We start from the raw sequence: 14,698 nt of genomic DNA, 5'->3' as shown, positions 1-14,698 counted from the left end.
ACGGGCTGCGACGCCATCAACCTGCCGCCGCAACCGCGCTCTGGTTGCAGTAGTGGTCAAGCATGTCTGACAGGCTATCGCGAGTAAACGGCTTGGGCAGCATATTATCGAAGCCCGCCTCCGTGGCCTGGGCTTTGGCAGCAGTGGTGACATCCGCAGACACCGCTATGATGACCGACGCCAGACTTTCCTTGCGCAAGCCTGAAGCTGCAGTAAAGCCATCCATTACCGGCATATGAATATCGAGCAACGCGATATCAAAATGTTCTTCCCGGGCCTTCTCAAGCGCAAGCTGGCCATTTTCAACAACGGTCAGATCATGGTACCCGAGTTGATTTAACATGGCTTTTGCAACCAGCTGGTTTGCAACGACGTCTTCAGCAAGAAGGATCTTCTGTTCTCTGCGCAGTCCTTTATCGCTCTGCGGAGCGGCCGCATTGGAGCGATGACGGAGCAGATCGAGCAAGCGCCTCGGACTGAGAATCTTGCTTTCAGGATAGGCACAGCGCGGCGAAACCGCCGATCCGGCTAATTGCAGCGCAAAGCCAGCATGCCCGTCAATCTCGTGCGACTTGAAGCAGAAACCGTAGACATGAGCCACATTTTTAACGTAGTCCAAGGCATGATCATCGAGATTGTAGGCGTGAATAGTGTCCCCGGACTGAGAGGCGATTACCGTTCGGGTCGGCAGTTCACAGTGAAATACGGCACCCACCCCCTGAGTGCTTTCAGCCCATATTCGGCCTCCAATATGATCGACAATTTGCTTGCAGATCGAGAGGCCAAGGCCCGTTCCGCCAAACTGGCGTGTAATGGAAGGGTCAGCCTGACTGAAAGCATCGAACAGGTTAGTCAGTTTCTCCGGCGCTATGCCGATACCGCTATCCTCGACACGTAGTTTAAGCAACCGTTCATCTCCCTGTCGTTCCTCATCTAGAGATATCTGGACTTCACCTTGTTCAGTAAATTTTATCGCGTTGGATAACAGGTTAAGCAGGATTTGTCGTATTCGATGCGCGTCGCCTATATGTTCGCGGCTTAGTTCTGCGCCTACTTCCAACGTCAGCCTAAGGTTTTTCTCCATAACACTGTTCGCCATAACGTCGACACATTCTTCAGCGAGAGAACAGAGATCAAAGGGTTTCCTCTCAAGCTCCATTTCACCTGAGTCAAGCTTCGCCAGATCAAGGATATCGTTAACCAGCGCCAACAGCGCCTTCCCGCCATTAAGCAAGGTATCCACGTAGGCGGATTGCTCGCCATCGAGAGTGGTGTGCCTCAGCACATTACTCATACCAATGATCGCATTGAGCGGAGTGCGAATCTCGTGCGACATATTGGCAACAAACTGGGTTCGAGCCTCAGACAACTGCTCGGCCTTCTCTTTCGCCTGCATCATCGCCTGCGTTGCGTGCCAGCGTTCGTCTATATCAATCAGCGCACCGGTATAGGCGAGATTCCCCTGCGACCCATTGTTGGAAAGGATGACCTCGACATGGCGCCACCCGCCGTCCCGACTGATCACTCGCATTTCCCGCCTGATTTGCCCCGGTTGATGATGTATCTGTTTACGCATACCTTCGAGCAACTCTGCATCGTCACAATGAACAAATTCGGTAAGCTCTATGAATTCGCCGGCGCCGAGTTCATGGCCGGTCATGCCGCTCCAGGCTGGGTTGACGTAGCGAATTTGCAGTGAAGAATCGCAGTAGAATATGGCTTCGCTGACTGTGTCCAGTATGCTCCGAAAGTGTTGTTCACTTTCGCGTAAACGTTGTTCTGTATTTTTTCGCTCGGTAATAACGCGTTCAATCGCTATAAAATTGCGGATAGTTCCATTGTCGTCAAATACGGGGGTGCAATCGACACCGACCCAATAAGGAATGCCGTCCTTGTTGTAGTTAATCACCTCAACATTAAAACCCTCGCCCTTACTCACCCCCTCACGCATCACCGCAATAGTTTCAGTCGAGGTTTCTGGGCCCTGCAAAAGATCACCCGGTGACTTTCTCAATACCTCCTCAGATGTATACCCTGTTTCTTTCTCAAAGCTGCCGTTAACCCATTCAATACAGCCAAGAGCATCAGTAATGATGACAATATTGTCGGTCCGGCTTGCAACCAGTGACAACTTGCGCTCATTTTCCCTGACAATTTCAAGTTCTGATAAAGCACTGCGGTAGGCGGTAACATCGGTCAGAGAGCCATACCAACTGCCGCCCGAATAGGTCGCTTTCATATTGAAAATAAGCTTTAGTCCTTTCCGGTCGAGCAGACAGACCTCATCGGTGTAAGCATCCTGTGCCGCTTGATCAGGAAGCAGTAGCGGCGCCCCAGACTCACAAAAGAAGTCCGTGAGTTTTTTACCCACCGACTCCTTGATGTTCCACCCAAGAAGCCGTTCCCATGCCTCGTTTACCAGAAGGATTTTACCGGAGCTGTCGCATCTAAAGACAATATCTTCCAGCAATGACGTGAGTGTGGAAAACTCCTTCTCGCGCAGATGAAGTGCTTCGAACATTTTCGCCTGAATCTGAAGCTGCAATTCCTGATCTGTGGCCGCCACAACAGTGCCCTCCCTAATTAGGCCGCTTTCAACACGCGGGATGTCGCGACTTCACCATAGAGCGGAAATACTGTGTCACAATAAAATTCCTGCTCAAATACCGTTCTTCCCGAGGTACAGTCGCTAAGCACCATGACTTTGAAACCGAGTTCCGCCGCATGGCGCCCGGTCGAATCAATACATATGGAGGTCACAGTGCCGGCCAACACAATCCGCTCGATACCGTTATCGCGCAACATTTCCTCAAGGTCCGTATTGGAGAAGGCATTTAGGCCCCGTTTACCGGGCACCTCGCGAATAATGGACTCATAGGGCTTAAGTTCCGCAATGGTTTCAGCCCCCCGAGACCCGGCTTTAAAAGCGCCGACCTGTCGAATCGTCTGCAGAATTCCCACGGGCTCCGTCAATTCATCGTAATTTGGGGTGAAGTGAATCGGGGTAGCCACTACTAAGCCAAAATCCCTGCCGCGCTCATCCAGCAAAGACAAGGTATTCGCCAGGACACCGCTTACCCGAGATGACTCCTCAATGACTGAGTGCAGAATCCCATCTTCCGCAAAGTAGTCATTTTGGAAACCAATAAGTATCAAAGCTGTTTTCGAAAGGTCGTTCATCGGTTTAACTCCGCTTACATTTCATCTTCAAAGTGCTTGAATCCTAAAATGCAAAGGCCATACCAAATTCAACTAGAAACTTATGTCTTTGTTTTTAATATGTTTTTTTATTTCCCTTCACAAAACCGCAACGTTTTTCGCATTTTGAAAACCAATATGAAAGGCAATATGCATTGCAATTGCTTCGTTCAGCGATCTACATAGACCAATGCGATACGGTGCGCTGCCATCAATCTTTAAAATTATCTTTTTTTACAATCAGTTACCTGTTTTCCCAGACGATTTACCCATCGTGGCCCGATAGTTGCGAGGAAGCTACCAACGCAGTATTCACGTTTGGAGTAATGACATGAACCACCCAAAAATGCCCGGCACCTCAAACTTGCCCATGCAGGCAATCATCACAGAGGCCATAGCTGAGCGGCATTGTTACCTCGTTTACCAGCCGCAATTTGGGCTTGGCGACGGTGAGCTCAAAGGGTTTGAGGCTCTTGTCCGCTGCCAGTCACCGCACTTCGGCCTGATCTCACCCGCCGACTTCATTCCCTTTGCTGAAGAAAGTGGAGATATTGTGGAGCTGGGGCGCTGGATTACGCGGCAAGCCATTCATGATCTGGCAAAAATGAGAAAGCATTCTGGGATGCCTCTCTATATGTCAATAAACGTATCTCCACGGCAAGTTCAGGCCGGCGACATTTATGAGACATTTATGAAAGCCCTTATGGACCTGAATGTACCCCCACAAGCCGTCAAACTGGAGTTGACCGAAACGGCGCTGATTCAAAATCCAGGGCTTATCGCGCGAACGTTCAAGGCGTTTCAGGGAGACGGAATAAAAATTTGGCTGGACGACTTTGGTACGGGCTTCGCTTCTCTCAATTTGCTGCGCGAATTCAAGATTGACGGACTAAAAATCGACAAAAGTTTTGTCGATGGGCTCCACAGCAGCGAAGACGACTTTACAATTTGCAGCGCGATTCTGGCAATGGCGCAAAGGCTAGGGCTAAGCACGGTAGCCGAGGGCGTAGAATCAGACCCACAGCTGCAAATACTCTCTCAGCTAGGTTGCGATAGCGTTCAGGGCTATCTGACCGGCAAACCAGCCACTCTCGAAGACTGCAGCCAATTCTGGAACCCTGCCAGCAAAAAGCAGTGCGCTTAGGGTTGCAGTTCGTCAATCGCTACCTGCGTTTTTTCGGCGCAGACAACTAATTGCGGTAACAACTCGGTGACGCGATCAAGCGCATTATCGGAACACGCCTTTTCCAACGAGGCAGCGAGCGCCTGAATGTGTGTAGCACCGCAGTAACCCGCGCTGCTTTTGCAGCGATGAGCATATTCCCGGAGATGACCTAATTCCGCTGCGGTTGGAGTAGCTGAACCATCAAACGATTGCAATTGCGCCACAAAGCCCGTCAATTCCGCCTCAAAGGCTTTTAGAATGATCTCGACGGCCTCGTCAGAAGTATCCTGTCGAAGTTGCTCTAATAACGACCTGTCTATAAAGTCACCCACCTCAGTTTCACTGTGCGGGTCAGCACCCTCACTCTGCTCAGAAGCTCCGTATATCCAGTGAGACAGGATGGAGGACAATTTTCTCCGATTGACTGGCTTGCCCATAAAATCATTCATTCCCGCATCCAGGCAGCGATCAACATCGCTACCAAACACGTTAGCTGTAAGCGCAATAATAGGAAGTTGTTCTTTACTGTGGGTTTTACGGATTTCCCGGGTTGCTGCCAAACCATCAACCACCGGCATTCGAAGGTCCATCAATACCGCCGCATAGTGATGCTGGGCAACGGCCGCAATGGCCTCACTTCCATTCTCCACAACATCGACGAGACAGCCTTCTTGTTGCAGCATCGCAGATGCAATCAGTTGATTGGCTTTACTGTCTTCTGCCAGCAGAATGCGACACCCCTCTAAAGCAGCATCCTCCGGCTCTCCCTGCGCCGTGTTGACGTCAGGTCCCGGGCCTTCAGCAGTCAGGGCGCCAATCAGCGCAGACCCGGTGAAAGGCCGCGCAATCACCCCTTTTACGCCCGCCTTTCGCGCTTCGATGGCCTCCTCGGAAAAGGCACTCTGTAAGCCCAAAATCAAACGTTCAGCTTCGACGCCACGCTCTGCCCACTGGGCAATAACCTGGTTCAGTTTCAGATTGGCCGGAACCTCTACGACCAACGGGACGGCGGTCGCCTTTGCTACCTCAATAGCGGGGCAGACTTTGCCACCTAGCAGCGTCAACTGTTCAGTCACATCTTCTGTAAATTTGGCATTGCAGCTTTCCACACCCACCAATGCAGGGATGCGCTGACCCGACGCCATGAAAGTCTCATGAGTATCCGTCAGGTCACAGGGAAGCAGCACCTGAAAACGACTCCCCTTGCCCAATTCACTGTCTACGGTAATGTGCCCACCCAGAGCGTCCAGCAGGCGTTTGCAAATTGCCAGCCCAAGACCCGTGCCACCAGCGGTCGTCTGGTCGCTACTATCAACCTGTCCAAACTCATCGAATATCTTGTCCTGCTGGCTGACGTCTATTCCCGCGCCGGAGTCTTGCACTACGATACGCAAATCAACGTGATCAGCCCCCGTCACACCTTCCTGCAGGTAGACACGAACGCTGACTCCTCCTTGTTGCGTAAACTTCATGGCGTTTTCAACAAGATTGCTTACGACCTGCCGTATCGCCACCGGATCTGACACAACGCTCAGAGGAACATCGGGCGCCACACAGCAACCAATGTGAATGTCCTTTGAACTATTGCGCACCGCAGCCGACTCTACGACTTGCTCTAACAGTCTTACCGGGTTAAAGGCTTGGGAATGGAGCTGATAAGTACCGGACTCAATTTTAGAGAAGCTCAATATGTCTTCAATAATATCCAGCAGATTACGGCCGGCATCATCGGCCGTCTGCACCAGAATACGCTGTTCATGCTCCAACCCGGCCTCTGAAAGCAGCTCAAGACAGCCAATGACGGCGCTGGCTGGCGTGCGTATTTCGTGACTCATATGCGCCAGAAAGCGGGATTTGGCTTCACTCGCAGCCTCTGCCGCTTCTTTGGCCCGTGTTAGAGCGGTCTCATTCGCTTTGCGCTCTGAAATATCACGAATAAATGCCGTAAAGAATGCGGTCTCGCCATTTATTTCTGCCGGCACCACCGTTAACTCACAGGGAAACAGCGAGCCGTCGCGGCGAATGGCCTCCACCTCAATCCGGTTATTGATCACAGGACCTTCGCCCGTTTTTAGATAATTATCCATCCCGGCATTATGGGCATCACGCATCGCGTGTGGAATCACCACGTCGGCCACAGATGTTCCGTGTACCTCATCACGCCGATACCCGAACATCGCTTCAGCCGACTGATTAAACTCAATAATATTTCCGTGGGTATCGATTGTTACCAGTGCATCCAGGCTTGACCGGTACAGCGAATCAAAAACAGCAGCCAGTCGATCCGTAGACCGCGAACTGAAACTGCCCTGCGACAGGTCGCAATAGATAGAAATCCGGGCTCCCGACTCTAAGGGCTCCAGTTGAACGTCCACTTCCTTACCGCTCATTAAGGCCGGCAGGCTTGTGGTGAGAAGCAAATGCTCAGCGTGGTCGCTCCCGACATCAGCGAGAAGGTGCGACAACCACCCTTCAATGACATCGGCACGATTAGAGACCGGCAATCTGTCATGCCAAGACAGTATTTTTCTTACCCGGCGATGTTGGTCCACCACACATTGGACGATAAGAGAACGGGTGGGCAGATCCATCAGATCAGCTCCCTGATGATCAGTTTGCATTGCATTGTGGTTTGCAATTTGCAAATCTCCATATAAACTTAGTCGTACAGCCTCAATATAGCTGCTTAGCGACTCGTCTGTGAACACAACCAGCTGATTTAACTGGTTTTTTCAAAAACAAGGCGAAATGGTTCGTAATTTGCAGTTTTGTTTAGGTGGTAAGCGAGGATCGAGCTTTCGCCACGAACAGTTTTACTACACTACGGGACGCAATGGGAATGACAAGCGAAAAGCTCCTGCTCGCAGACGATAGCCTGCCCAGTTTATTTGCCACCAAAGCCATGCTGGAAAAACTTGGGTATCACGTTACAACAGCAGAGAATGGCGACAAAGCCTTGGCTCTGGCCTGCGAGGCAGTCTATGACCTTATTCTGCTCGATGAGCATCTCCCCGGAAAACGTGGCAGCGAAGTCGCGCAATACCTGCGGCAAAACCAGACAATCAATTCCGACACCTATCTAATTTCGATTACCGGTGAAAGTGACATCCGTGAGAAAAGCAAGATTCTCGCGGCGGGTATCAACCAGTTGATAGAGAAACCCGTGTCTTTGAAAAAACTGCAAGGCGTCCTGAAGAGCAACTCAGCTGTTTTGGACAAGCAAACCATCGACACACTCACCGACGATCTTGGGCACGAGACTGCTAGGCGGCTTCTGGCGTTATTTGAGAAAGAATTGTCCGACTTATCAACCCGGCTTGATGAGGCCGACGACCTTGTCGCCGAGACCCTCGCGGCGAGCCATATCCTCAAGAACTCTGCAACACTCTACGGAGCGTTAGAACTGGCCGAGGTAGCGCGCGAGCTCAACGAAAACACAGACCTGACAACCGAAAATGCCACCTCTGCAGCTCAGCGCCTCCTCGCTCTGTGCCAAAGTACAGCAGACGGCGTAAGACAAATCTTGGCCACGGAGGCAAGTGAATGACCGATTCAGAAATCAAACCACTGGTATATGTTGTAGAAGACAGTGAGTCCAGCGGTGCGCTGTACTGCGGCTATTTGGAACAAGCGGGCTATAAAACAGAGCATTTCCTTGATGGACACTCGGCACTCGTTGCCATTAAAAACCGCATGCCGGCTGTGATTGTACAGGACGTTTGCCTGCCGGATATTACAGGGCTCGAAGTGCTTGAGTTTGTAAACCGACAGCCCTCGCCAGCCAACGTGGTCATCGTTACGGCAAACAGTACAATTGATACCGCCGTTGACGCCATGCGTCTGGGTGGTTTTGACTTTATCGAAAAACCCTTTCCGAAAGACCGTTTGTTGTCGGCGGTGAAAAGCGCACTGGACCAGAAACAAGATGAAATCGCTGCGCCAGCTGCCGCCGTCACATCTGTAGCGCCCCCAGATGTCGGCGACCATTCGGTAGCACAGTATTTTGTTGGCCAATCTCTGTCTATGTCCACCGTGTTCAGGCTTCTGGACAGCGCGGCCAAGAGCAAGGCCAGTGTTTTTGTTACGGGCGAGAGTGGAACCGGCAAGGAAGTCTGCGCACAGTCACTGCATAACGCCAGCGCCCGACGCTCAGGCCCCTTCATCGCAATCAACTGCGCAGCGATACCGGCCGAGCTGTTCGAATCCGAGATCTTTGGCCACGAGAAAGGTTCCTTCAGCGGTGCCGTCAATCAGCGCAAGGGTGCTGCTGAACAGGCCGATGGCGGCACACTGTTTCTCGACGAAATCTGCGAGATGGACTTGAACCTGCAAGCCAAACTATTGCGTTTTTTGCAAACCGGTACCTTCAGCCGCGTTGGTGGCCAGAAGGCCATGACCGCCGATGTCCGCATAGTTTGTGCTACAAACCGGGATCCCGCCAGAGAGGTCGGAGAAGGACGTTTTCGAGAAGACCTCTACTATCGTTTGAACGTTATTCCTGTCTCGCTGCCGCCGCTGCGTGATCGCGGCGACGACATTCTTTTGCTCGCCAATCATTTTCTTCAGGACAAATCTAAAGCGAACAACAAACAGTTCACCGGTTTTGCTGCTGACGCGATCAAAAAAATCACACACTATGACTGGCCCGGTAACATCCGGGAAATGCAAAATGTTATCGAGAACGCGGTAGTCATCAACGAAGGCACAGAAGTAACGGCGGATATGTTGCCGGTTTTTGGTGAAAGCCGTCCTCAGCCCCCTTCCGCTTCGACTCCCGCCCAGATCTCAACGGCCGCTGCGACGACGGCAGCGAGTGCGCCCCCAGTACCGAACGGAACTCAGGGCATAAGACCTCTTTGGCAGGTAGAAAAAGAAGCTATCGAGCAGGCTATTGAACAATGTGATGGCAATATTCCACTGGCGGCGGCTTGCCTTGGCGTCAGCGCATCAACCATCTATCGCAAACTCAAGGGCTGGAACTGATCAAGAGGATTCGCGCGCTTCCATAACTCGCTCTCGCAGGCGAACGTGCAAGCGATCGAAGCGGTCGTCGCTGTGCATTCGACGAGCCCGCTTTATGTGGCGCAGGGCTTCCTCAAGATGATTTTCTTTCTCAGCCTGTCGTGCCAAAAAGTAGAAATAGTAGGGATTCTTTTGACGGTAGTAAGCAATCACAGCGCTCAGCTCATCTGCGAGCTGCGCCCTACCCTGAGCCAAATAGAGCCGCTGCAAATTGCTGAGTGCCTGCAACTGCCTTTGATTGTACTCAATGGCAATTAGCCAGGACGCCTCCGCATGCTCGTCCAGCCCAACGCGGCGGTACAGCACGCCCAGATTCACCCAGATGTGTGCGGCTTTGGGTGATAGCCTCAAAGCACGACTTAGTTCCGCAAAAGCCAGCGGCAGATCATTATTTAACAGGGCTTCGGCACCGAGGTTGTTATGCCATTCTGCCAGAGCTTCGTCGTCGCTCAACACAAAGCGGCGCTCGTAATCCGAAGGGTTTCGCCGTGGCAACCAGTCCACTTCAAGCTGCTTGCCCTCTTGAAAGATGATAGCGTTTATATGCAGCGAAGCGACAACCGAGCTACCCTCGAGGTCCCACTCCGGAGCAGCCTCAACGCGTTGGAATCTGGCTTGGACACCCGCGTGCCGCATCAGACTGACCACCATCGCGCTGTAACTCAGACAATTGGCCTGTTCCTGGTGAAAGGCCACAGCAGCTGAGTAGTTGGCATCGCGTCGATACTTCAGCAAAGGCCATTCCTCGCGCAGAGAGCGTATCAACGCCAATGCGGTATCTTCGCTGTCGGCGTCGCGAGTGCTGAAGTCGACAAAGTGACGCATCACCATATCGGGGTTCAGCCAGAACTCTTCGTCGCGGTAGGGGCGCGGGTCTAGGCCAATGGTTCGACGGGCCAGCAATTGGTCGGCCTCTAAGGCAGGGGCAGGCAACGAAGCAGGTCCCGTGGCACAAGCCACGCAGAAAAGTAGAGGTAGTAGAACCAAAAGTCGACGCATGGTTCAATCCGGTAAAACGGGGTACCCCTCAGTATACTACTCACGCCACCCGGCAGCGAGCTTAACGAAATTGCCCTTCAGCTAAGCCATTTGGGTGTAGCCTGGAGCGACCGCGGCTGCGATGCTGGACAGGCTTTTGACGCCCGCTGGCGCAGCAGGCTATATTACATTCCAAATGAAATGTTTTGACGATAACAGGACACGCTCATGCATCTCGGTTTCAGTTCCATGAACACGGCTCACGACCCGGACCCTATCACCCTAGCAAAACGCCTTGAGGAGCTGGGTTACGACTCGCTCTGGTACGGCGAGCACAGCCACATCCCCTGCTCCCGGAAAACGCCCTATCCAGCGGGCGGTGACATGCCGGCTCCCTATCGCCAGATGATGGACCCCTATGTGTCTTTAATGGCCGCCGCCGCGGTGACCAGTAAACTGAAGATCGGTACCGGTATTGCCCTGCTCATGGAACGCGACGTGTTCTCTCAAGCCAAGACCATCGCCACGCTGGATCACCTATCCAATGGGCGGGTCATCATTGGAACCGGGGTAGGCTGGAATCAGGAGGAATTCGTCAACGTGAACCCTCATCCCTGGAATAAACGCTACACGGTAATGCGGGAAACCGTCGAGGCCATGCGTGAACTATGGACCGAGGACGAAGCCAGCTACCAAGGCGAGTACGTGAAATTTGAGCCGGTATGGAGCGCACCCAAGCCGGTTCAAGCCGGCGGCCCCAAAATCATTTTCGGGGCAATGGGCCCGCTTGGGGTCAAGCACGCGGCCAAGTGGGCTGACGGCTGGTTCCCAGTGGATGTGGCCCTGCCCAATATCGAAACCGCCGTGAGCGAGTTCAAGCAGATGGTTGAGGAAAATGGGCGCGATCCGAACAGCGTGGAAATTACCCTGCAGGTGATGGACTCGCCCACCCCCGACAAGCTCAAGCGCTACCGCGATCTGGGGTTTGACCGCTGCAATATCGGAGTGTCCATGGACATGTGGGACAAACCGGACCAGTTCATTCCCATGATCGAACGCTTTGCCGATGTAATTCCTGAACTCGCGACCTGACGTTCTGCGCTACCGGGTGACTTTAGCCCTCGCCATCCGGTGGAATATAGACCCAATCTTCGCTTGCGACATTTTCCGGTAAATTCACCTGAAAAGGCGCGGCAAAAGGCGCCAGCGCATTCTGTGACACATCGTTGGCCGAAGGCACTGGCTCTGCCAGACGCAGCTCTAAGGTCCGTTCAACCGATGCGTCAATGACCGGAGCAATGGGGTCCGTTGTACCAGAACCGCCATCCCGGACACATTGCAGGGTGGGTTCGTTAAACAATACAGCATCCACCGATTCGATTGTCTGCTGGACTTTTCTGTCTACACCCCCGACGCTTCCCATGGCAAGTTCAATACTGGGAACAAGAATAGCGAAAGCCACCGTATCGGCAAGATTGGAAGGTGCCAGAGAATAGCCATCCTGACAGCATATTGTACCGATTTCCAAGGCTACCAGATTTTTTACATAGCCTCGTGTTGCATCGATACCCACATTTACAGAATTCTGGATTTCCGCATCAATCGCGCTTATTACATCTCCCTGGGAACTATAGCCAGAGGGACAGCTGCACGGGATAATCGCGCCGGTAATATCCGTTCCTACAATACAATCGGTATAGGCATCTGTTATGTCTGGGCCCGACGCACCGGTTTGGCCACCGCCGCTTGTCCCAGCGGTACCACGGGCTGGCGCAACCGTTTCACACGGCAAACCCGGCACCACCTTCTGCGATACGTAGCGCGACCCGACCATCTCGGGAGTATAGGGGCAGGCTGCCGAAGTCTCCCTAAAGAGGAACCCCTTGAGGTCTGTCCCTGAGTTACCGATAGCGTAATTCGGACCTGCCTGCAGCGCACTGAGATAACTAACCGCGCCAGCGGCGCCATCTCCTGCAATATCATAGCTGTCCGACAATTCATTGCTGGAGGATTTTATACAGGGAGTGCCTGTGCAGTTTGCTGTTGGATAGTAAACCGGCTCGCGGCTGGTAAACCGGTCATCGCGCACACCGATCAGTGCCCGGAAATTTCTTTGAACGCCGTCACTGCCCGCCGGTGCGGTTCGATCGATGTAGGGAATTCTTGGAGCATCGTGCTCATCAAAGTCCAGCGCTTTACCCAGCACACTCCCGTTAGCATCACTAACGTACACCTCTCTGGATTGCTTTTGGGCGTAGTGTTTGACGAGGGCATCACGAATCGCAACAACACCGACCAGAGTACCGATGATCAGCACGGTTGTTATCAGAATCAGCTCAACAGTTATAATAAATCCACGCTGGCGCTGTGGTCGGCTATCTACCGAGCAGAACGAAACACCACGCATATATATTGACCCCGTTATGATTGCTTTCCAGCAAACTCATCTGGTTAAAAGAGTTCTTTTAACAAGTTAAGAACCTCATAAATCTGCGCACCCGCCGGGTAAAAAACCAGTACCAGAAACATAGGAAAGCATACCATAATCATCGGTAGCATCGCTTCCATCGTCTTTCGGTTAGCGATTTGTGCGCCACGCTGACGCTGCTTGGACAATAGCAGATCGGCCTGCGCTTCAAGCGTTTGAGCTACAGGAGAGCCGACACTGAATCCCACCGACATTACCGCTGCGATTTTTTGAAGATCGTCTACCCCAGTTCGCTCTGCCAGACAGGTAAAGGCCTCATCACGCTCGCGGCCTGCCGCAATCTCCTGTAATAGCAGCGAAACTTCCTTGGCAAGCGGATTGCCCTGAGCTAGACCATACCGGGCAGCACTGTCAAAGGCATACCGCAGGCCTTGGCCTGATCGCAAATAAACGACTAGGAGGCTTACAAAAAAACTTAGGGTCGCTGAGATTTGGGACTGCCGGCGTTTGCGGCGAAGTAACAAGTAAGCATCCACCAGAAGAAAGGAAGCCAGCGAAAGGCCACACAACCACATCATCGAGATCATTCCGTTAGTTGCTTCTAATGCAACCATGGGAATGAGCAACGCGATACCCGCCTTTAAAGGCCAGTACACCCAACGGGTCTTTTCTATTGAAAAACCACACTGACGAACAAGGTTCTTCGGATATAGGCTCCAGCGATTAGAGCGGGCCGGCAGCGAATCCAGCTTCGAAGAAAAATCCTCACTGGCATTAGCACGGGCGTCAGACCTTCGCAGCACCAGGGCAAGGATGCCCATTGCTACCAGAAGGCCAACCAGTATGAAATCAAACCACCAATCGTTCATAACTCAACCCTTAATAGACGACGCAGCCAAAGGTAGCCCAGCACCTGGGAAACTACCGCCGCAAGCAGATACATTGGACCATGCTCACTTGCTTTAAGTGGCTCGAACCACTCGGGCTGCTTCCAGAGGAAAAGGGGTACTAGAAGATATGGTAAAGCGCCCGTAAAAATCGCCGCATAACGCGAACCAGAAAGCTGCGCGGCAATCTGGATTCTGAGCTTGGTCCGCTCCCGCAGCAGCGTACTTAAAGACTGTAAAAGTGGGGCAAATCCGGTGCCTGACTGCCATTTCGCAAGTAATGCCTGCTTGAATAGCCTGACACCGTCAGAATTGTAGCGGTACTGCATCCTTTCGACGGCCCGGTCAATAGGCAGGCCATAATCCAGACGTGACGCGACTTCACGCAATTCCCGTGCAATAGCCCCCTTACTGGCGTTAGCAGCTACCAGCAAAGCACGCTGGGGAGAAACACCACCGGCCACCGCGGCGTGAATAAGATCCAACGCATCAACAAGCTTTTCTTCAAACTTGTGCCGGATCATGCGGCTGACATCATTTATCAGAAAATAGGTCATAACCAAAGCAGCCAACCCGGCTAACGACGCAAGGTGGTAAGACTCCGGGAAGAATTCCAGAAACACCAAGACGACGCAGAGGCTTGACCCGCCGAGTATACCAAGCAGCAACAAGGGCTCGACGCGCCAGTTCAGTGTTTGCAGAGACTGCCTGAGCGAGGACACACGATATTCAGGCACCTCTGATTCCACAATCTGCAGGGGCGCCTCAGACGCTTCTTTCTGCTGCCCACCCCTCAGCAAAAGAATTCCTGCGCATACAAGAATCGCACAGCCTGCAAGGAGTGCAATGTCTAACATTCCGAACCTCCTTGTATTTTTGCTCCATCTTTCCTGGCAGCAAGTTGCATGTCGGCTCTCCTGTAACGTGGCCGTTATTGTATGTAATCTTAAATTCGTACTTTAACTTTGGTGCGAGACAAGCCCTGCACCATTTCCACTTCGCGGTAGGTCTGCGCGGGAC

General features: G+C 52.5%; 11 protein-coding genes. 4 read left to right on the top strand and 7 right to left on the bottom strand.

Annotation, left to right across the window (positions count from 1 at the left end; translation table 11 throughout):
• Positions 1–16 precede the first annotated feature (16 nt).
• A complete protein-coding gene (locus ABY734_RS14305) occupies positions 17–2,566 on the bottom strand; it encodes a PAS domain S-box protein (protein WP_372779988.1) in 2,550 nt (849 codons plus the stop codon).
• A 17-nt stretch (positions 2,567–2,583) separates the two neighbouring features.
• On the bottom strand, positions 2,584–3,180 hold the full coding sequence (locus ABY734_RS14300; protein WP_372779987.1) for a cysteine hydrolase family protein: 597 nt from the start codon (positions 3,178–3,180) through the stop codon (positions 2,584–2,586).
• A gap of 388 nt (positions 3,181–3,568) precedes the next feature.
• Between ABY734_RS14300 and ABY734_RS14295 the strand changes: the two genes are divergently transcribed.
• Positions 3,569–4,342 (top strand): putative bifunctional diguanylate cyclase/phosphodiesterase, encoded by a 774-nt coding sequence (locus tag ABY734_RS14295; RefSeq protein WP_372779986.1) that lies wholly within the window; start codon positions 3,569–3,571, stop codon positions 4,340–4,342.
• On the opposite strand, the gene ABY734_RS14290 is transcribed toward ABY734_RS14295, so the two are convergent.
• A complete protein-coding gene (locus tag ABY734_RS14290) occupies positions 4,339–6,954 on the bottom strand; it encodes an ATP-binding protein (protein WP_372779985.1) in 2,616 nt (871 codons plus the stop codon). The genes ABY734_RS14295 and ABY734_RS14290 overlap by 4 nt on opposite strands.
• Positions 6,955–7,202: 248 nt before the next feature.
• On the opposite strand from ABY734_RS14290, the gene ABY734_RS14285 reads away from it, so the two are divergent.
• Entirely contained in the window at positions 7,203–7,910 is a 708-nt protein-coding gene (locus tag ABY734_RS14285; RefSeq protein WP_372779984.1) for a response regulator, read from the top strand.
• Positions 7,907–9,346 carry a sigma-54-dependent transcriptional regulator gene (locus tag ABY734_RS14280; RefSeq protein WP_372779983.1) on the top strand — a complete coding sequence of 480 codons (1,440 nt, stop codon included), beginning with the start codon at positions 7,907–7,909 and terminating at the stop codon, positions 9,344–9,346. The genes ABY734_RS14285 and ABY734_RS14280 overlap by 4 nt, the downstream gene beginning before the upstream one ends.
• Here the strand turns inward: ABY734_RS14280 and ABY734_RS14275 are convergent, their stop codons facing one another.
• On the bottom strand, positions 9,347–10,288 hold the full coding sequence (locus ABY734_RS14275) for a transglutaminase domain-containing protein (RefSeq protein WP_372779982.1): 942 nt from the start codon (positions 10,286–10,288) through the stop codon (positions 9,347–9,349). It lies immediately after the preceding gene.
• A gap of 303 nt (positions 10,289–10,591) precedes the next feature.
• Between ABY734_RS14275 and ABY734_RS14270 the strand changes: the two genes are divergently transcribed.
• Positions 10,592–11,455 (top strand): LLM class F420-dependent oxidoreductase, encoded by an 864-nt coding sequence (locus ABY734_RS14270; protein WP_372779980.1) that lies wholly within the window; start codon positions 10,592–10,594, stop codon positions 11,453–11,455.
• A gap of 22 nt (positions 11,456–11,477) precedes the next feature.
• Here the strand turns inward: ABY734_RS14270 and ABY734_RS14265 are convergent, their stop codons facing one another.
• From ABY734_RS14265 to ABY734_RS14255, 3 genes are read right to left on the bottom strand one after another with little or no spacing between them, the layout of a single operon-like run.
• A complete protein-coding gene (locus ABY734_RS14265) occupies positions 11,478–12,770 on the bottom strand; it encodes a hypothetical protein (protein WP_372779979.1) in 1,293 nt (430 codons plus the stop codon).
• A gap of 44 nt (positions 12,771–12,814) precedes the next feature.
• Positions 12,815–13,660: a type II secretion system F family protein gene (locus ABY734_RS14260; RefSeq protein ID WP_372779978.1), complete on the bottom strand. Its 846-nt coding sequence runs from the start codon at positions 13,658–13,660 to the stop codon at positions 12,815–12,817.
• A complete protein-coding gene (locus ABY734_RS14255) occupies positions 13,657–14,535 on the bottom strand; it encodes a type II secretion system F family protein (protein ID WP_372779977.1) in 879 nt (292 codons plus the stop codon). The genes ABY734_RS14260 and ABY734_RS14255 overlap by 4 nt, the downstream gene beginning before the upstream one ends.
• Positions 14,536–14,698: the final 163 nt, after the last annotated feature.

This window comes from Litorivivens sp. (assembly GCF_041624475.1).
In the GTDB taxonomy this organism is placed as follows: Bacteria; Pseudomonadota; Gammaproteobacteria; order Pseudomonadales; family Spongiibacteraceae; genus Litorivivens.
The sequence above is the reverse complement of the archived record's forward strand: the minus strand, read 5'-3'. Positions and strand labels throughout refer to the sequence as shown.

What these genes read in the sequence shown, in the direction of transcription:
- ABY734_RS14285 (WP_372779984.1), top strand. Translation starts at nt 7,203, where the DNA reads ATGACAAGCGAAAAGCTCCTGCTCGCAGACGATAGCCTGCCCAGTTTA.
- ABY734_RS14290 (WP_372779985.1), bottom strand. Translation starts at nt 6,954, where the DNA reads ATGGATCTGCCCACCCGTTCTCTTATCGTCCAATGTGTGGTGGACCAA.
- ABY734_RS14265 (WP_372779979.1), bottom strand. Translation starts at nt 12,770, where the DNA reads ATGCGTGGTGTTTCGTTCTGCTCGGTAGATAGCCGACCACAGCGCCAG.
- ABY734_RS14300 (WP_372779987.1), bottom strand. Translation starts at nt 3,180, where the DNA reads ATGAACGACCTTTCGAAAACAGCTTTGATACTTATTGGTTTCCAAAAT.
- ABY734_RS14255 (WP_372779977.1), bottom strand. Translation starts at nt 14,535, where the DNA reads ATGTTAGACATTGCACTCCTTGCAGGCTGTGCGATTCTTGTATGCGCA.
- ABY734_RS14280 (WP_372779983.1), top strand. Translation starts at nt 7,907, where the DNA reads ATGACCGATTCAGAAATCAAACCACTGGTATATGTTGTAGAAGACAGT.
- ABY734_RS14270 (WP_372779980.1), top strand. Translation starts at nt 10,592, where the DNA reads ATGCATCTCGGTTTCAGTTCCATGAACACGGCTCACGACCCGGACCCT.
- ABY734_RS14260 (WP_372779978.1), bottom strand. Translation starts at nt 13,660, where the DNA reads ATGAACGATTGGTGGTTTGATTTCATACTGGTTGGCCTTCTGGTAGCA.
- ABY734_RS14295 (WP_372779986.1), top strand. Translation starts at nt 3,569, where the DNA reads ATGCAGGCAATCATCACAGAGGCCATAGCTGAGCGGCATTGTTACCTC.